Raw genomic sequence first — 17,112 nt, forward strand, 5'->3', positions numbered from 1 at the left:
GACACTTGATGCAGCCCATAGGATCCCAGGACCGGCGCGAGGAGATCCTGCGACTCGCCACCACCACGGGCCTGGCCGGCGTCGAGGAGCTGTCGCAGCACTTCGGCGTGACCGCCTCCACCATCCGCCGTGACCTCGCCCGGCTCACCGCCGACGGCCGGCTCGCCCGCACGTACGGCGGGGCGATGGCGCTCACCGCGCATCCCGAGTCGTCACTGCGGCAGCGCACGGGTGAGGCGTACGCACAGAAACGGGCGATCGCCCGGTGGGCGGCGGGGCGGGTGCAGCCGGGTGAGACGGTGCTGCTGGACGCCGGGTCGACGGTGGGTGCGCTGGCGCACGAGCTGCGCACGGTGAAGGACCTCACCGTGGCCACGACCGGGCTGACAGCGCTGCACGTGCTGGCGGATGTCGAGACCCTCCACGTGGAGTGCCTGGGCGGGACGCTGCGTCCGCTCAGCCAGGCGTTCGTGGGCCCGCTGACCGAGGCGGCCCTGGAGCGGATGACGTTCGACCGGGTCTTCCTCTCCGCGGACGGCGTGACGGCGGACGGCGGGATCTGTGAGGCGGATCTGCGGCAGACCCGGCTCAAGGAGCTGATGGCCCGCCGCGCCACGCACACCTACGTCCTCGCTCACGCGGCGAAGCTGGGCCGGGCCCCCTTCCACGCGTGGGCCACCCTGCCGTCCGGCTGGACGCTGGTCACGGACTGGGAGGCGGCCCCCGCGCAGGAGAAGGCGTTCACCGAGCGCGGTGTACGGGTGGTGCGGGCCGAGCCGGTCGAAGAGCTGGTGCCGACGCCCGGCTCCCCCGGGCCCTGAGCGCCCTGTCGGTGCGGGCCGGCGGGGTGTCGATACGGACCGGCGGGCTGTTCGTGCGGGCGGGCCCGACAGCGCAGCAGTGTCGACCAGCAGAAGTGTCGGCCAGGAGCACCGTGCCGCCCGCCGGGCACATCCGGCGGGCGGCACGTTCGGTCCGAGTGCCGAACCGCTATTTCTGAAGCTGTGAGGCAGCCTCACAGTCCTTCGCGCCTCGACAGCTCTTCAGCGCGGTCAGCGTCTTGTGCAGGGAGGTCCGCTGTTTCTCCGACATGTCCCTTGCCCGGTTCTTGAGCTGGTGGGGGTCGGTGTCGGTCCGGTAGTACTCCCGGTCTCCCCCGGCGTATTCGACGTAGAGCTCCTTCGAGGTACGGAGCGCCTCGTAGTCGGGCGGATTGCCGCTGTTGTCGGGAGCCGCGTCCGGATCAGCCTTCTTGGACTTCGCACGATGGTGCTCGACAAGCGCGGCCTGGCGCCATCGGTCGGGCTTTTGTCCCCGCAGCAGACCGGCGAGGCTCCGCCCGTCGACGGTCGAAGCCGGCTTCTCCCCCGCCAGGTCCTGGAAGGTCGGGCTGAGATCGGTGTTCTCGGCCAGCTGCGAGATCTTCTTGCCTTCCGGCACGCCAGGGCCCGTGACCATCAGGGGCACCTTGATGTCGGTGTCATAGGCGGTCTGCTTGCCCGGCCTGAGCCGGTGCTCACCCATGTGGAAGCCGTTGTCCGACCCGAACACGAAGTACGTGTCGTCCGCCAGCCCCTTCTTTTTCAGCTGGTCCTGAAGACGGCCGACCATGTCGTCCACCGCCTGGACGGAGCGCACCCGCTTGGCGAACTTCCGGTCGATCTCCGCCTTGTCCTCGGGGGTCAGGGGCTTGATGGACTTCTGCCACTTCGGGGCGGGCGTGGGCGCCTTGTCGAACGCGGCGGTCCGCGGTGCCTTGAGGTTCTGGAAGGTGTTCTCATCGCGGGGCGCGGGGGTTGCCGGGCCGTGCGGAGCGAAGGTGGCCACTTCCAGTATGAAGGGCTTCTTCGATTTCTCCGAGGTGTTCACGAAGGAGGCTGCCTTGTCGGACAGCACGTCCGTCAGGTAGTCCTTCGGGGCGCTGCCGTACGGGACGACCTTGCCGTTCTCGTTGAGGTCGTAGTCGAACTCCTTGTATCCGTCGCCGGCGACATCCCATTCGTCCCAGCCGGTCGGCACGTGGGAGGCGGAGGCAACGGCAGAGGCACCGCGCCCGGCGACGCCGTCAGCGGCAGCGTCCAGCTGACGCTTGCCGCCCTTCCCCTGCTTGCCCTGCCGGACTGCTCCCTGCCGGACGCCCTTCGAGCCTCCCTTGCGGACTCCCTTGTCCTTCTTGCCGTCCGGCCAGTAACCGTTGAGGTACTTGCCCATGAAACCGGTCCGGTAGCCGGCGTCCTGAAGGGCGGAACCGAAGCACCTCTTCGCGTTGCCGTTCTTCTTGAAGGCTCCGTACCCGCCGTCTTCACCGCTGTTCGTGAAGACTCCGGTGTTGTGCGGATACTGGCCCGTGAGGATCGACGAACGGGAGGGACAGCACAGCGAGTCGGTGGCGAAGAAGTTCGTAAAACTTGCGCCCTCTTCTTTCATCTTCCGCACGTGCGGCATGTACTTCACGAGATTTTCCGAGAAGTCATCGGTGAGGACGTAGACGATGTTGGGCTTCGATCTCTTCGCGACACCTTCGGACGACGCCATTTCTTGATCCGCCCGGCTCGCGACCGACTCTCCGGAACACGAGCCCAGCAACGCCGCGGCCAGGACGGCGCACAATCCGGCCACAGCCCTGCGGCGGTGACGTGAGACGAGCATGAGCGATTCCTCCATTGTGCGGGTGCAGGAGATTTCGACCATGCTAGGAGGGCCATTCGAATTCAGCGAGGGATGGCGATATTATTCCGGATTTCCCGCAGCGGACCCGGAATAAGTCTCCGGCGCGAGGCGAAGGGATTAACGCCATCTGAGGCCGGCCGACTGGAGGACGCGCCGGATTGAATACCGACAGTCCATTGGTCTTGGAGACCGACCGCTGGTCTTGACCAGGCACGGCCGATGGCCACAAGCGCGAAGCCCGCCGCTTCCGCGCACACGGTAATCGACGGCGGGCGGGGCCACGCGGCCGATACGGCCGACGCAGCCCTCCAACTGCCCCCGTCAAGGCGGTTCAACCGCTCGCCAGGACGGTTCAACCTGCCACCGGTTGAACTCAGCCGACCGAGAGGCCGAGGTCGGTCACGTACCAGCCGTTCGCCACACGGGATACCTTGACCTGGACGTCGACCTGCCCCTTTTCCACTCCCTGGGAGTTGGAGACGACGATGGCGTTGAGGGACTGTCCGTCGACGGTGATCCGCTCTCCGTCGACCTTCGCCGTCGAACCCGACGGCCGGACCGCGCCGACGTTCACCTGCGGAGGATTGCGCGGCTGTTCAGGGGTGAACGTGGTGTGGAAACGGCTCAGCCGCTTCTTCGCCTCCTTCGCCTCTGCCTCGTTCTTGCCACACTTCCCCACGGCCTTCGGCTCCGCGTCCGAGGTGCCGCCGGGCGATACCACCATGACCTCGCACGCCTCGTCGGGCTTGTTCTCGACGACCGCTGTCACCCACCGGGTGACAGCCTCCTGCGCGGAGGACGCCTTGCCGAACTTCCCCTGTCCCGCCCCAGGCCGAGCCTTCGAGGAACCGGCGTCCCGCGACGAATCCTCCGCGGCCTTGGTGCGTGAGGGCTTCGCCTTCCCGGAGTCGTCCTTCTTGTCATCCGTGCAACCGGACACGAACGGCGCGACTGCCACCAGGCAGGTACCGGCGACCAAGCCGACCGCCCTCTTCTTCGAATTTCGTGATGCCATGCCTTCACACTCTCTCGCTGAACTCGCTCGCTGTACGCCCTCGCACGGGCGTCGGGCCCCCCGCACGGGCGCGCCGACGCGATCTCAGCTCATGAACCTGAGTGAGTCGCGGCGGGGGCCGGTCCTCCAAGTCATGGTCTGCGACGTTGAGTTCGGCAGCGTGCCCGTCCGCCGATACCACGGACACGGCGGCTTCCCGGTTCATGACATAGCTGACATGACGTAGCTGACAGTGGTGCGGGTGTCGACGTCCCTGACGGGGATGCGGGCCGCGGTCGGTCAACGGGTAAGGGCCGGTCAGCGCGTCATACGGGGATCCTGGCGTCCCGTGGCAGCCGTCAGCCAGTCCCGGCGCATCAGGGGCAGGGTCTGCTCCACGGCACAGGTGTCCGTGACAGGTAGCCATACCTCGAAGCGTGCGCCGGGCTGCCCGTCCGGGCGATCCTGTACGGCGATCCGGCCTTGGTGCAAGGTGATCTGCTGGGCGACCAGAGTCAGCCCGAGGCCGGAGCCGGGGCTGTTGGGGCCTCGGCGGAAGCGTTCGAAGACCTCTTCGCGCCGCGCGGCGGGGATACCGGGCCCGCGATCGTCCACAGTGAGCAGCGCTGCCGGACGGTGCGGGTCGCCGGAGGGGTGCAGAGTCACTTCGATGCGGGCGTGACCACTCTCCGTGCGGCCGTGTGTCCAGGCGTTGGCCAGCAGGTTGTCCACGGCAGAGCGCAGCCCCTGCTCCCAGCCCTGGACCAGCAGTCCCGAGGTGACACGTACGGACACCGCGACGTCCGGGTGTGCGCGGCGCAGGTCGGAGACCGCGTCCTCCACCACCTCGGCCAGGTCCAGAGGCGTGAACGAGTCCGCCTCGACCAGGTCGCCCTGGCCGAGAGTCTTGAGCATCACCAGCAGCCCGAGCAGCCGGGTGTGTTCACGCCCCAGATCATCCAGCACCTCGGCCCGGTCGACGGCGTTCAGATCGGCGTGCGCGGTGAGGATGTCGAGGTTGGTCCGCATGCTCATCAGCGGAGTACGCAGCTCGTGGGAGGCAGCCGCGGTGAACGAGCGAGCCGTGGCCAGTGCCTCGCTGGTGCGGGCCACCTGTTCGTCGTAGCGGGCGAACACGGTCTGCACCGTGTGGGCCAGGTCGTCGACCTCGGTGATACGGGTCGGCGTGTGCTCCAGGCGCGTGGCGCTGTTCCTGGGGTCCAGGCCGCTGGTGCGGCGCTGGAGTCGTCGTAGCGGGAAGACCGCCCGGGCGGAGATCGCCCAGGCGATGACTCCGGCCGACGGCGCGGCCAGCAGCGTGACCATCACGACGCGCTTGCGTACCAAGGACAGCTCCGCCTGGTAGGCGCTGTCCGGGGCGAAGATCCACAGATTCGGCTCGCTCCCCTCCTCCGCGGTGTAGACGCGTCGCGACAGCACGTGCCAGGTCTTGCCGCCGGAATTCACGGTGACCAGGAGCGGAGCACGGTCGGGCAGCCGGACGGCGCTGTCGGGCTGCGGACCGGCCGAGAGCGTGCCGTCCGGGCCGGTCAGCCGGATCCCCATGTCCCGTGCGGAATCGACCAGCCGCCGCCGGGAGTTTTCGGCGACGACCGGCTGATCGTCCTCGCGGGCGTGCAGGAACCTGTTGGCGTTCACGGCGACGGCTGTCGCACGGGCGCGCAGTTGTGCCTTCTGGTGCGCGCGCAGGTCGTTGGAGACCAGGTGCAGCAGCAGCCAACTGACGGCCAGGACGAGAAGGGGGACACTCACGCCCACTGCGAGCGCGAGGCGGGTGGACAGCCGTATACCCCTCCCCCTCACGCCCCTCCCCCGTACGACCCGTCCGCCCGGTCCGCCCGGTCCGCCCGGTCCGCCCGCAGGACGAAGCCGACCCCGCGCACGGTGTGCAGCAGCCGGGGGCGTCCGTCGGCTTCCAGCTTGCGTCGCAGATAGCTGACGAAGGTGTCCACCACGTCCGTGCGCACCTGGAAGTCGTAGCCCCACACCCGGTCCATCAACTGGTCGCGGGTCAGGACGATCCCGGCGTTGCGGGCCAGGACCTCCAGCAGCTCGAACTCGCGACGCGTCAGGTTCAGCCGCCGGTGGCCCACGGACGCCTCGCGGGTGGCCGGCTCCAGCACCAGGGCGCCAACTCGTACCTGGTCGAGGTCGGTTGGCGGGCGGCGGCGCAGCAGGGCGCGCAACCGCAGCTCCAGCTCCTGCAAGGCGAAGGGTTTGACCAGGTAGTCGTCTCCGCCCGCTTGCAGCCCGGCGACCCGGTCCTCGACCTCGTCCAGGGCTGAGAGCATCAGCACCGGCACGTCGTCACCGGCGTCGCGCAGGGTGCGGCACACGTCGATACCGCTCAGGTCGGGCATGCAGATGTCCAGTACGACGATGTCGGGGTGGTCGGCGTGCAGTACGTCGAGCGCGGCGTGGCCGCCGTCGGCCAGCGTCACTCTGAAGCCGCTGAGCTGTAGTCCTCTCTCCAGTGAGCGCCGGGTGGCCTCGTCGTCATCGGCTACGAGCACCCGTCCGGCCCTACCGGTCATGCGTCCCTCCGCTCGATGGTCGTGGGCAAGCCTCGGCCGGCCGTTCCGGGGCACGATGCTATGCGGCGTGGGGCCCCTCCGCTCATGGGGCCACTGGCGACAGCGGCACCGGGCCGAGAACACCGGCGGGCTGTTGGTGCAGAAGCAGGGCGACGGCGCCGAGAGCGGCACCCACGTCGCCGAGAGCGGCCGTGCGCACACGGGGCGGTGTCCGCGAACCTCGGCAGGTCATGTTCGCGTCCAACTCCCGCCGCAGCGGGTCCATCAGAGCCGGACCGGTGTCGGCCAGCTCGCCGCCCAGGACGATGACGCCGGGGCCGAAGGCGTTGCTCAGGTCGGCCAGCACCTTGCCGACATGGGCGCCGGCCCGTGCCAGCACCGAGCGCGCGGCCCGGTCGCCCGCGTCCAGCGCGGCCACCAGTTGCGGCACGTCCGTGGCGGACCCGTGGGCGTCGAGCACGGCCCCGATCGATGCCACGGTCTCCAGGCATCCCACGCGACCGCATACGCAAGGCGCGCCGTCCGGGTCGACGGTGATGTGGCCGAACTGCCCCGACATCCCGTGGGCGCCACGGTGCAGCGCTCCGCCCACCATGAGGCCGCCTCCGACGCTGTGTGACAGACACAGGTACAGGACGTCCTGCTCGTCCACGGCCGCGCCCCACGTCCGCTCGGCGAGCGTGGCCAGCCGGGTGTTGCTGTCGAGGCAGGCCCGCATGCCGAACCTCTCGCTCACCAGCGCCGACACGGCGCTCCGGCGGTGCGCACCGGGTGAGTCGTCCTCCGGCGGGCCGACCGGGGCGGTCACCCCCACGCCGATGCCGTTGAGCGCGTCCAGCCGCAAGTCGCCACCGGTCAGTGTGCGGGTCAGCCGTCGTGCGACGTCGACACGCTCCTCCCACGACGCTTCGGGGCCGTGCGGCTCCCTCGTGCTGCTGATGCTCCCGTGTGCCGTGGTCAACGCCGCCACCCGTACCGCCTGCCGCGCGAAGTCGATACCGATCAGGTCGGCGGCCCCGGCGTTCAAGGACAGCCTCTCCGCCGGGCGGCCCCGCTTGCGGCCCTCGGCCTTCGGTACGGAAGCGATCACGGCGCCGCTGTCCCTGAGTGAGCCGACCACGTCGTAGAGCGTGGTGCGCGACAAGCCGCAGAGATTTCCCAAGTCGCCCCGGGTCAGCGGCCCGTGGCTGCGCAGCAGCCCCAGGACCAGATCCTCGTGCGTTCTCCGTGACCGCGACGTCCGGCCTCGTTGGCGCGCTGTCCGCGGAGCCAGGGGGGAGCGCGTGATGGCTGTCGTTGTTGACCGGGCGTGCCCCTCCGGGGGACGCAGTACCTGTCGGCTTGGCATGGGGGGAAGTTAGGAGCTGTTCTTGTGAGATCTCTGTGAGATCCCTCGGCGCTCAGTAGCGGGGCCGCGGAATCTCCACGCGTCACCGCCGGCAGCTCGCCGAAGCGGACAGCGGCCCAAGGGTGCAGCCCCTCGCTCCCGGCTCTGGCCGGGTGCCGCTGGAGTCCGGCAAGGGTGATCAGTCATGGCGCTGCTCTTCCTTGTCTTTCCTGGAAGCGTTTCGCGCTCGTCGTTCCTGGAAGCGTTTCGCGCCAGCGTGGCACGAGCGACCGACACCCGTTCAGGGAAGGCTGACGGAGCGACCGGTCCCACACGATCTCGCCGCCGGCGGAGGGCGCGGGCTGCCGCGTCGTCACCGAAGGGGTGCCCCGCCTCCTCGCTGGGTTCAGCGCGCGGCGCAGCGCAGCAGCGTCACGGAGTGTGCCGTGAACGTCCAGCTGAATTCCTGGGAGCGCAGTACTGCCTTCGTCTTCTCGATACCGACGGCGTGCGGGTGCCGGGCATCGTTGAAGTCGTCGTAGCTGTCTCCGGACACCACGGAGACCTCCACCGAGCCGGCGTGGCGGAACTGCTCCGGTTGGATCCGAGCCTTGATGTCCTTGTCCGGTGAGCGGTTGACCACGACGATGCCCAGCGCACCGTCGTCATCGATGGCCGCCGTCGCCGTCAACGCGGAGTAGGACGAGCCCAGCACCGTCTCTCGCGCCGACACCTTCACGTTGTCCCGTACCCCGGTCTCCACCGCGTGGCCCCCTCCGTGGAAGAAACCGCGCAACTGCTCGCGCACGAGCGCGTCAGGGGTGCGGATGAAGCCGGGAGCGCCGCCCAGCAGGGTCCGGGACACACCGGGCCTCTCACCGATCAGGTCGTTGCCGGCCGTCCACGGGATCCCGGCAGCGGTGAACCGGGCCCATTGGGAAGCCATGTAGAGGGCGTGCGACATCGCGTACGCGTACTCGGGGTACGCCTTCGTGTTCCGCTTTCCCCCGAAGAACAGTGCCCCGCATTCGGAGACGGCGACATACGCGTCGTCCTTGCCGTACTTACGCACGTCGGCCTGTAGGTCGGTGACCATTTTACCGGCGGCGAGCTCGCCGATCATCTGGAAGTCGTGACCCGCGCGCTTGTCCGGGAAGCTGGAGATCTTCAGGTCACGGGAGAAATCGGTGTACGGGTGGATGCTCACGCCGTCGTATTCGTCGGCGTGGCCATGCTTCGCCATGAGCCGGGGAAAGCTCAATGCGGTCGTGTACTCGCCCGAGTCGATGGAGGCCCAGCACGCCAGCACGTCGATCGTCGCGTCGGCGGCCTTCATCGCCTTGTAGAAGTCCACGAATCCGGCGTGCGGTCCCGAATCGTAGTCGACGGTGATCTTCGCGCCTTCGGGCGGAATGCGCCCGTGCCGGCCGTCACCGAAACAGATGGTTCCGCTGCCCGGCTCGAAGGTGTACACACGGTCCCTGGCGTTCGCCGAGGAGAGGTCGTCGACCTGGTGCCAGGACACTCGGTTGACATGGACGGCCTGGCTCTCGGGGACCACGGGCGGATACCGGACGGTGAAGGTCTGGTCGGGCTCGCCGTCGCTCACCCCCGCCTCGGGACGGTGATCGGCCGGTTTCGCGGCCGGTTGCCTCCTCTGCCGCTGCGTACCTCCGAAGGCGTACTGCCGCAAGGCTGTCTTGTCGTCGGCGCTCATCCAGTAGCGCTGGTGCTTGCCGAAGAGTTCGTTGCCGATCTCCCAGTGCCGCACCCGGTAGGGCTCCGGATGGCCGTTCTCGGCCCGCAGATCACCCCATTTTGTGCCCTCCGGGGCATTCATGTACGCGACCCAGTCCGCGATCTCATCCGGCGTCGAGCCGACGAACGGCGCCATGATCTGCGGGGTGAGATCGGCTGCCTTGACGAACGCCATGTATTCGTCCGGCCCGTACCCGCTGTCCACCGGCGCACCCTGCTTGCCCTCGACCTGCCCGGTACGGTCCGCCTGGGGGCCTATGGCGCCTTGCCAGTTGAACAAGTTGGAGGACGTTCCTCCCGGATAGCGCACGAGCCCGACGCCGCTTTGCTTCACCTTTTTGACGACGTCCGGGTCCGGGGCGTTCTCCTTGGCGTCCCACATGCCGAAGCCGTCGTCGTACCACTTGGCGCCGTTGACACCCGTCATGAGCGGGCTGACCTTCGGTCCACCGGCACCCGCGTCGATCGCGATGACCGGACCCGACGACGGTGTCTCGTCGTCGCCGCCCGGGATGACGTCGACATCACACCCCACCACGGTGGTGCCCACGGCGAGTGCTGCCGCGCCCTGCAGAAAACCACGGCGCTTGATGCCCATTACGGGTACCTCCTGGGGCGCGAGAAAATCTCGAAAGGAAAAGCGGGAACACCCGCCGTACGGAGCCCGCCGTACGGAACCCCTGCCGTACGGAACCCCGCCGGAGCACGGCGGCCCGGCCATCCGGGCGCGACCGCCGAGAACAACGTCTCCGCGCTCGCCGAATCCGGCGAAGGCGCCCCGCAGAGTCGCGACAGCCGGCCGCGAGAGGAAATCCACCCTGCTGTTCCTCGACGCGCGAGGCGGACCGGCACTGCTCGGCGCCCTCGCGCCTCAGAAGATGGCGGTCGGGCTGACCGGCCCTCCGCCTGGCATCACACGCCGTTCCAGCCGCTGCCCCGGGTAGAGCAGTCCGTCCGTGCCTGACACGCCAACGCGTGAAGGTGCGTCGAGCGCGGATGGTGGTGGGCAACCACCAGCACATCCGCCGTCGCCGCCCGGGACCCGGTATACGCCATCACCTGCTGGACCGGTGACGCATCCGTGGTGGATGGCGCGAAGGGGCCGCTGATGAGCGGCGTCGGCGACCGCCTCCATGTGTCGTGCTTCCATCAGAGGTACTTCCATCAGCTCCGCCCTGTCATCGTTCCGCCGGGGCAGGTCAACGCGACCGCGTCCCCGCTCGCCATCCCGTCGGCATCGGCCAATGACTGTTCATGGCCCACGAAAAGCGGGGAGACTTCTTGAGCAAGCGTCGTCAGTCGCATCTCGCCCGCCGGGGGCCGATCATAGGACGGGCAGTCCCGGATTAATTCACTCTGGCGTCGGAAAATTCTCCGGGCGAACATCGCCCGGAGAAATAGGATGACCCCTGGAAATTCCTTCCTGTCGTCCTTACGATCCGCGAATGAACGAAACACAGTACGAGGCGCATAAAGTCCGAGGGCTTATCCCTCGACATGGACGCGTGTACCGGGCACTGTGCCCCACCATCGGGGGGCACCTCGGCCCGAGCCACCGCGCGGGGTGCGGGGTGCCGGGTGCGGACTGATCGCTCCATGACGCAATTTCGTTCCGGCGGCGCCGGGGACCCGCACTGCGATGTATCGCTCCAGCTCGCCTTCGCCCTGTTGGGCAAGCGCTGGAACGGCCTGATAATCGCCGCGCTCTCCGACGGGCCGACGGGTTTCGCCACGCTGCGCCGCACCGTGTCCGGCATCAGCGAACGTATGCTCACCGACCGCTTGGGCGAGCTGACAGATGCGGGGCTGGCCGTCCGAGAGGTGGAGGCAGGTCCCCCGCCCCGCGTCCGTTACACGCTCACCGCCAACGGCCACGCCCTGCTCCCTGTCCTGGATGTGCTGGCCGCCTGGGCGGCATCCCACCTGTCCGACCACCTCGACGGTGGCGGAGGGTAACGACATCGAGCTCGACCTCGGGGTGCGCGCGATGGAAGTCGCGCAGCAGGTCGGCCGGGGCGAGCCGGCGGCCGATCACGTCGACGCGCAGCGCGTGGCGGCAGGGACGGACGGAGGCGATTGCCCGCGCTTCGGCCCGGAGGAGATCGCGGGCGTGAGGCAGGAACGCCTGCCCGTCGACGGTGAGCTCCGCTCCGCGCGCGGTGCGGGCGAACAGCCGCACGCCTAGGATCTTCTCCAGCGTGGCGATCCGTTTGGAGACGGCCTGCTGGGTGATCGACAACTCCGCGGCAGCGTCCTGGAACCGCCCCGCGTCCGTGATGGCCACGAAGGTGCGGACAACATCGAGATCCACGCCCGCGACGCTACGTGCACAACAAATGGTTGTGCCTTCGTGGCGAACCGGTTGTTTGATCTCGCCCTCCACCACTCGCTTTGATGCCGGTGGCCGGCGTGGGGTTGCTCGGATCGGCGAGACGGCGAGGGGTGCGTTGGATATGGCGGGTGGACGGGCGCTGGGGCGGCGGTTCGGGTGGTTGTGGGCGGCGTACGCGGTCAGCTCGTACGGCACAGGGTTCGGTTTCGGTGCGTTTCCCTTGATCGCGGTCCTCGTGCTGGAGTCCGGGCCGACCCAGGTGGCGGCGCTGGCTGCCGCGGGACGGGCCGTGGGAGCCGTGGTGGCGGTGCCGCTCGGCCCGTGGGTGGAGTTCCGCCGCAAGCGGCCGGTCATGGTGGCGATGGATCTGATCCGGTTCGCGGCGTTGATGAGCGTCCCCGCCGCGTTCGCGCTCGGCCGGCTCACCTTCAGCCAGCTCCTCGTCGTCTCCGTCGTCGTCGCCGCGGCCGACATCGCCTTCAAGTCGGCCAGCGGTGCGTATCTGAAGGCGCTCGTGCCACGGGAGGACCTGCTCATCGCGAACGGCCGCTTCGAGTCCACGACGTGGACCGCGACCGCGGTCGGACCGCCGCTCGGCGGGGCCGCGATCGCGGTCTTCGGCCCGGTGACGACCGTGGTTGCCGACGCGGTCAGCTATCTGCTCTCGGCGCTGGGCATCCGCGCCATCGGCGGGAGGGAACCACTCCCCTCGCGGACCGTCACACCGCGGCTGCGAGCACGCGATCTGCTCGAAGGGTGGCGCCACATCCTCGCCCACCCCACGCTGCGCCCGCTGTTCCTCAACTCGATCGTGGTCAACGGCCTGATCATGGCCTCCGGGCCGCTGCTCGCCGTGCTCCTGCTGGACCGCCTCGGGTTCGCGCCCTGGCAGTACGGCCTCGTCTTCGCGGCCCCTTGCGTCGGTGGCCTCGTCGGCTCACGCCTCGCGCACCGGCTCGTGGCGCGGTTCGGGCAGCACAAGGTGTTGCTCACCGCCGGAACGCTGCGCGCGTGCTGGCCTCTCGGGCTGGCGTTCGTCCAGCCAGGTGTCCCGGGGATCGTGCTCGTCATCGCCGTCCAACTCGGCCTGGTGACCTGCTGCGGCGTGTTCAACCCGGTGCTGGCCACCTGCCGGCTCGACCACACCGACCCCGACCGGGTCGCCCGGACCCTGTCCGCCTGGTCGGTCAGCAGCAGCGCTGCCATCGCGGCCCTGACCGCCGTGTGGGGACTGCTCGCCGCCATCACCAGCGCCCGCACCGCGATCGCCGTCGCCGGAGTCCTCCTCCTCACCACCCCGCTGCTGCTCCCGCGCCGCGAGAACGCGCCCCGGAACACGGGGAAACGGGCCGCGAGCCGCACCTGACACGCCGCAGCTCGACAGCGTTCCCGAAGCACACGGCGTGATGCCTCAGCCTTCTTCCAGCACCGGCCGGCAGCAGGTTCCACGCCGGGAACAGATCGCAGGCCGGGTCGCCCGCCCCCGCGCACCCGAAGTCGATCACAGCACTCAGCCTGCCGCCGTCGACCAGCAGATTGCCCGGCATCAGATCGGCGTGCAGCCACACCGGCGGCCCCGCCCATCCGGGCGCCCGCAGCGCGTCCTCCCATACGGCGGCCACGGCGTCGCAGTCGACGCCCTCCTCCGGAATTCCGCGCAGCTGCTCGATCGCCGCCCGGGTCTCCGCGTCGAGCGAGGCGACCGGCCCGCCCCGGTGTGCCTTCGGCGCGGCCGGCAAGGTGATGCTCCGCATCGCCGCCACGAACGCGGCCAGGTCCTCGGCCAGCAGCTCGGGCTCGCTCAGTGCCCCCGCTTCGGGATGCTCGCCTGCCAGCCACCGGTAGACCGACCACGGCCACGAGTACCCCTGCGCCGGCTCCCCGGCTCCGAGCACCTCGGGGATGGGCGTGGGCAGTCGGGGCGCGAGGCGAGGCAGCCACTCCTGCTCCCTCGCCACGTCCTCGGCCCCCTCCCGCCCCAGCGGCAGCCGTACGACCTTGTCGTCGCCCAGCCGGTACACGGCATTGACCGTGCCGCCGGACGGCCACCGCTCCACCACCGGTCCGGCCCACTGGGAAAATTGCCCGGCGATCAACCGCCGTACAAGGCCGTCGTCAATCGGATGCGTACCGGAGTGCGTCCCCCCTGCGCTCATGGGCGTCATCCGAGCACCGGACGCCGACGAGCGTCAACTGCCTTTCCCCCCTGCACCTTCGGCGTGCCGCCTGCTGTACGCCACCCGCTGTCCCGACGGCGGATCACCCAGGTCATCGGACGGGTGACCCGGAACCCCTCCCCCGCCGCCGGCTGATACCGGGCCCGACGCGGGTGCGTTCAGCGGCCGGTGCCGAGGTGCGCGAGGAAGTCGAGCAGCGCGGCGTTGACTTCACCGGGGCGTTCCTGCTGCGTCCAGTGACCGCAGCCCGGCAGTGTGACCTCGGAGTGGAGCCTGGGCGCGGTCTTGCGGAGTGCCGCGCGGATTCTGCTCGCGTCCCCGAGGGACGTGACCATGTCGTGGTCGCCCACGACGTAGAGCGCCGGCACGTCGATGCCGCGGCCCCGGAAAGGCGCGAGGAGTTCGTTGTTGCGTTCGATGTTCCGGTACCAGTTGAGGGGGCCGGTGAAGGCGCGCTCGCCGTGGCGGGCGTAGTCGTCGGCGAAAGCCTGGATGTCCTGCTCGGTGAGCCAGCCCGGCAGGGTGGCGGGCTCCGGCAGGGTGTCCAGGAGAGTCCGGCCCTCGGGGATGATCCACGGGCGGGGCCTGGCGCTTCGCGGGTTGTCGCCGGACGCGCCGAACAGGACACGGCGGAAGGTCCCCGGCAAGTCCTTGGCCAGTTCGGCGTCCGCGACCCCGGGCTGCTGGAAGTAGTTCTGGTAGAAGCCCTCGCCGTACTTGGCGCGGGTGACCGAGGGCGGAGCCATTCCGCCGGGCAGGATCGGCGGGACGCTGAGCCCGGCCACAGCACGCACGACGTCCGGCCGCAGCATGGCCGTCACCCAGGCGACCGGCGCGCCCCAGTCGTGACCCACGACGACCGCCTGCTCCTCCCCCAGCTCCCGCACCAGGCCGATCACGTCGCCGACCAGGTGAAGCAGCGTGTACGACCCGACGTCCTGCGGCTGCTGGCTGCGGGCGTAGCCGCGCTGGTCGGGCGCCACGACCCGGTAGCCGGCCGCAGCGAGCGGGCCGAACTGGTGCCGCCAGGAATACCAGCTCTCGGGCCAGCCGTGCAGCAGCACCACCAGCGGTCCCTCGCCCTGCTCCGCGATGTGCAGCCGGACTCCGTTGACGTCGATGAAGCGGTGGTTGAGCGAGCCGTCCACGGGGCGCCTCTCCTTGGATTCGGCGGACACAGCCGCTACCTTGCCAGCCGCGGGAAGAGCGCGGCCAGTCCCCCCCCTAGAGTCGATATGACAGCCGACCGCTTCGAGTCCGCTCCGCCACGACCTCCCCCGGGCCGGGGGCGTTCCGTCATGGGCGAGCCATGGGGCGGTGGGGGAACAGCACGCGGACGGTGAGGCCGCCGTCGTGGTTCGCCGTCGCGCGGGTGTCCGCGCCATGGGCACGGGCGATCGAGGCGACGATCGAGAGACCCAGGCCCGCGCCGCCGTCCGACGGGTCCTGGCGCCGGCCGCGTTCCTCCGCGCGGCGGAAGGGCTCGAAGAGGCGCGGTACGTCTGCGGACGGCACCTTCGGCCCCGTGTTGGCGACCTCCAGGCCGACCTCACCGACGCGTACGCGGACGGTGCCGCCGGGGTGGTTGTAGCGCAGGCCGTTGGAGACGAGGTTGTGGACGGTGTGTTCGAGGAGGACCGGGTCGCCATCGACGGACAGCGGCTCCGCCGTCTCCACGTGCAGCGTGACGGAGCGCCGTGCCGCTTCGTCACGCAGCCCTTCCGCGCAGCGGGCCGTGATGTCGTGCAGTGCGACCTGCTCGGAGCGTTGCAGCTGCCGGTCGGACACGGCGAGCAGCAGGAGGGACTCGATCAGGCGCTCGCTGTCTTCGGCGTTCTCGATCAGTTTGCGCCGCATGCGGGTGACCTTCTCCGGAGGCGGGTCGTCCGCGAGGCCGATCTCGGCGGCGGCGCGCTGGACGGCGAGTGAGGTGCGCAGTTCGTGTGCGGCGTTGGCCGCGAAGCGCTGGCGGGCCGCGACGAGGTGCTCGATCCTGTCGAGCATCTGGTCGAAGGTGTCGGCCAGTTCCTTGAGTTCGCCGCCGCGGGACTTGAGGTCGAGCCGTTCGTGCAGGTTGGCGCCCGAGAGCTGCCGGGCCCTGGCGGTGATGACGCCGACGGGGTGCAGCACGCGGCCCGCCATCCACCAGGCGAGCGCGGCGAAGACGAGGGTGAAGACGGCCAGGGACACGGCGGAGACGGTCAGCAGGCGGCTCAGCGCCGCGTCGCCCGCGACGTTGCTCACCTCCCTGGTCACATGGATATCCCCGCCGCGGACCAGTCCCTCGGTCCGCGACGGCTGTGCGCGGCCGAAATGGGTGCCCGCGGAGGGCTTCGACATCGGTGTCGCCTTCCTGACCGCCGTGCCGATACGGGAGTCGAGACTCTCCCGCACGAGGAAGTAGACGAGCCCGGTCAGGAGGGTGCCCGCCAGGACCAGCAGTCCGGTGTAGAGGGCGGTGAGACGTGTGCGCTCGCTGTTCCATACGCGGCCCCGTCCGTCGCTGTTCAACGGGCCGCTCCGTCCGGTCCCGGGCCCGGGCCGGACTCCGCGCCGGGTTCTGTGCCGGATCTCGTGTCAGGTTTCGTGCCGGGGTCCGCTTCGAGCCGGTATCCGGAGCCGGGTACCGTCTCGATCAGCGGCGGGTCGCCGAGCTTGGTGCGGAGCTTGGAGAGGGTCACCCGGACCGCGTTCGTGCGGTAGCTGGTGTCCTCCTCCCACACCTGCTCGATCAGATCCTCGCCGCTGACCACCGCGCCGTCGGCCCGCAGCAGCGTCTCCAGCACGGCGAACTCCTTGCGGGACAGGGAGAGATAGCGGCCGTCCCGGCTGACCTGACGCCTGGCGGTGTCCAGAGCCAGCCCCGCCCGTTCCAGTACGGGCGGCAGCGCGGGCTGGGCACGGCGCCCGAGGGCGATGACGCGGGCCAGCAACTCGTCGTACGCGAACGGCTTGCTGAGGTAGTCGTCCGCGCCCAGGCCGAGGCCGGCCACCCGGTCCCGTACGTCTCCGGCGGCGGTCAGCATCAGGATGCGGGTGAGCAGCCGCTGCTGTACGACCCGGCGGCATACCTCGTCGCCGTGCAGCCGAGGCAGGTCGCGGTCGAGGACGAGGACGTCGTACGCGCCGAAGCGGAGCTTGTGCAGCGCGGCTTGGCCGTCGTGTGCCACATCCACGGCGACGGCGTCCCGCCGCAGCCCCTCGGCGATCATCTCGGCCAGAAATTCCTCGTCCTCCACCAACAGCACACGCATGGGCCCCTGTATATCCGAGGAGGGGGTTTCGTCGGTGTAAACGGA

General features: G+C 69.7%; 13 protein-coding genes and 1 pseudogene. 3 read left to right on the forward strand and 11 right to left on the reverse strand.

The genetic code is table 11. From position 1 onward, the window contains the following. Window positions 1-8 precede the first annotated feature (8 nt). Entirely contained in the window at window positions 9-821 is an 813-nt protein-coding gene (locus OHB04_RS07925) for a DeoR/GlpR family DNA-binding transcription regulator (RefSeq protein WP_326686995.1), read from the forward strand. A gap of 169 nt (window positions 822-990) precedes the next feature. On the opposite strand, the gene OHB04_RS07930 is transcribed toward OHB04_RS07925, so the two are convergent. The 6 genes from OHB04_RS07930 to OHB04_RS07955 form a co-directional block, all read right to left on the reverse strand. Next, window positions 991-2,649, reverse strand: coding sequence for a sulfatase family protein (locus OHB04_RS07930; RefSeq protein WP_326807129.1), 1,659 nt, complete (start codon window positions 2,647-2,649; stop codon window positions 991-993). Window positions 2,650-3,043: 394 nt separating this feature from the next. Beyond that, window positions 3,044-3,685: a hypothetical protein gene (locus OHB04_RS07935; protein WP_326807130.1), complete on the reverse strand. Its 642-nt coding sequence runs from the start codon at window positions 3,683-3,685 to the stop codon at window positions 3,044-3,046. 297 nt (window positions 3,686-3,982) lie between these two features. Then, the gene (locus OHB04_RS07940) at window positions 3,983-5,437 is read right to left on the reverse strand and encodes a sensor histidine kinase (protein WP_326686998.1); all 1,455 of its coding nucleotides are present in this window, start codon (window positions 5,435-5,437) and stop codon (window positions 3,983-3,985) included. A gap of 47 nt (window positions 5,438-5,484) precedes the next feature. Next, window positions 5,485-6,219 carry a response regulator transcription factor gene (locus OHB04_RS07945; protein ID WP_326686999.1) on the reverse strand — a complete coding sequence of 245 codons (735 nt, stop codon included), beginning with the start codon at window positions 6,217-6,219 and terminating at the stop codon, window positions 5,485-5,487. A gap of 82 nt (window positions 6,220-6,301) precedes the next feature. After that, complete coding sequence (locus OHB04_RS07950) at window positions 6,302-7,492, reverse strand: ROK family protein (protein WP_326692633.1); 1,191 nt, start codon at window positions 7,490-7,492, stop codon at window positions 6,302-6,304. 460 nt (window positions 7,493-7,952) lie between these two features. Beyond that, window positions 7,953-9,902, reverse strand: coding sequence for a hypothetical protein (locus tag OHB04_RS07955; protein WP_326807131.1), 1,950 nt, complete (start codon window positions 9,900-9,902; stop codon window positions 7,953-7,955). A 998-nt stretch (window positions 9,903-10,900) separates the two neighbouring features. Between OHB04_RS07955 and OHB04_RS07960 the strand changes: the two genes are divergently transcribed. Continuing rightward, window positions 10,901-11,260: a winged helix-turn-helix transcriptional regulator gene (locus OHB04_RS07960; RefSeq protein ID WP_326807132.1), complete on the forward strand. Its 360-nt coding sequence runs from the start codon at window positions 10,901-10,903 to the stop codon at window positions 11,258-11,260. Here OHB04_RS07960 and OHB04_RS07965 read toward each other — a convergent pair. Beyond that, window positions 11,253-11,615 (reverse strand): annotated as a pseudogene (locus OHB04_RS07965) (LysR family transcriptional regulator); the annotation flags it as partial. The gene OHB04_RS07960 and the pseudogene OHB04_RS07965 sit on opposite strands and share 8 nt — an antisense overlap. Window positions 11,616-11,757: 142 nt before the next feature. On the opposite strand from OHB04_RS07965, the gene OHB04_RS07970 reads away from it, so the two are divergent. Then, window positions 11,758-13,002, forward strand: a complete 1,245-nt coding sequence (locus OHB04_RS07970) for an MFS transporter (protein ID WP_326807133.1) — start codon at window positions 11,758-11,760, stop codon at window positions 13,000-13,002. Here OHB04_RS07970 and OHB04_RS07975 read toward each other — a convergent pair. From OHB04_RS07975 to OHB04_RS07990, 4 genes are all read right to left on the reverse strand, one after another. After that, window positions 12,926-13,792: an aminoglycoside phosphotransferase family protein gene (locus OHB04_RS07975; RefSeq protein ID WP_326807134.1), complete on the reverse strand. Its 867-nt coding sequence runs from the start codon at window positions 13,790-13,792 to the stop codon at window positions 12,926-12,928. The genes OHB04_RS07970 and OHB04_RS07975 overlap by 77 nt on opposite strands. A 179-nt stretch (window positions 13,793-13,971) precedes the next feature. Continuing rightward, on the reverse strand, window positions 13,972-14,991 hold the full coding sequence (locus OHB04_RS07980) for an alpha/beta fold hydrolase (protein ID WP_326687004.1): 1,020 nt from the start codon (window positions 14,989-14,991) through the stop codon (window positions 13,972-13,974). A 118-nt stretch (window positions 14,992-15,109) separates the two neighbouring features. After that, window positions 15,110-16,324, reverse strand: a complete 1,215-nt coding sequence (locus OHB04_RS07985; RefSeq protein ID WP_326807135.1) for a sensor histidine kinase — start codon at window positions 16,322-16,324, stop codon at window positions 15,110-15,112. Further along, window positions 16,321-17,067: a response regulator transcription factor gene (locus OHB04_RS07990; protein ID WP_326687006.1), complete on the reverse strand. Its 747-nt coding sequence runs from the start codon at window positions 17,065-17,067 to the stop codon at window positions 16,321-16,323. Before OHB04_RS07990 ends, OHB04_RS07985 begins: the two co-directional genes overlap by 4 nt. Between the last annotated feature and the right edge of the window lie 45 nt (window positions 17,068-17,112).

The sequence above is a fragment of the Streptomyces sp. NBC_01775 genome (assembly GCF_035917675.1).
In the GTDB taxonomy this organism is placed as follows: domain Bacteria; phylum Actinomycetota; class Actinomycetes; order Streptomycetales; family Streptomycetaceae; genus Streptomyces.

Coding starts and splice junctions, on each gene's coding strand:
- OHB04_RS07925 (WP_326686995.1), top strand. CDS start 9: ATGCAGCCCATAGGATCCCAGGACCGGCGCGAGGAGATCCTGCGACTC.
- OHB04_RS07930 (WP_326807129.1), bottom strand. CDS start 2,649: ATGCTCGTCTCACGTCACCGCCGCAGGGCTGTGGCCGGATTGTGCGCC.
- OHB04_RS07935 (WP_326807130.1), bottom strand. CDS start 3,685: ATGGCATCACGAAATTCGAAGAAGAGGGCGGTCGGCTTGGTCGCCGGT.
- OHB04_RS07945 (WP_326686999.1), bottom strand. CDS start 6,219: ATGACCGGTAGGGCCGGACGGGTGCTCGTAGCCGATGACGACGAGGCC.
- OHB04_RS07955 (WP_326807131.1), bottom strand. CDS start 9,902: ATGGGCATCAAGCGCCGTGGTTTTCTGCAGGGCGCGGCAGCACTCGCC.
- OHB04_RS07960 (WP_326807132.1), top strand. CDS start 10,901: ATGACGCAATTTCGTTCCGGCGGCGCCGGGGACCCGCACTGCGATGTA.
- OHB04_RS07970 (WP_326807133.1), top strand. CDS start 11,758: ATGGCGGGTGGACGGGCGCTGGGGCGGCGGTTCGGGTGGTTGTGGGCG.
- OHB04_RS07975 (WP_326807134.1), bottom strand. CDS start 13,792: ATGAGCGCAGGGGGGACGCACTCCGGTACGCATCCGATTGACGACGGC.
- OHB04_RS07990 (WP_326687006.1), bottom strand. CDS start 17,067: ATGCGTGTGCTGTTGGTGGAGGACGAGGAATTTCTGGCCGAGATGATC.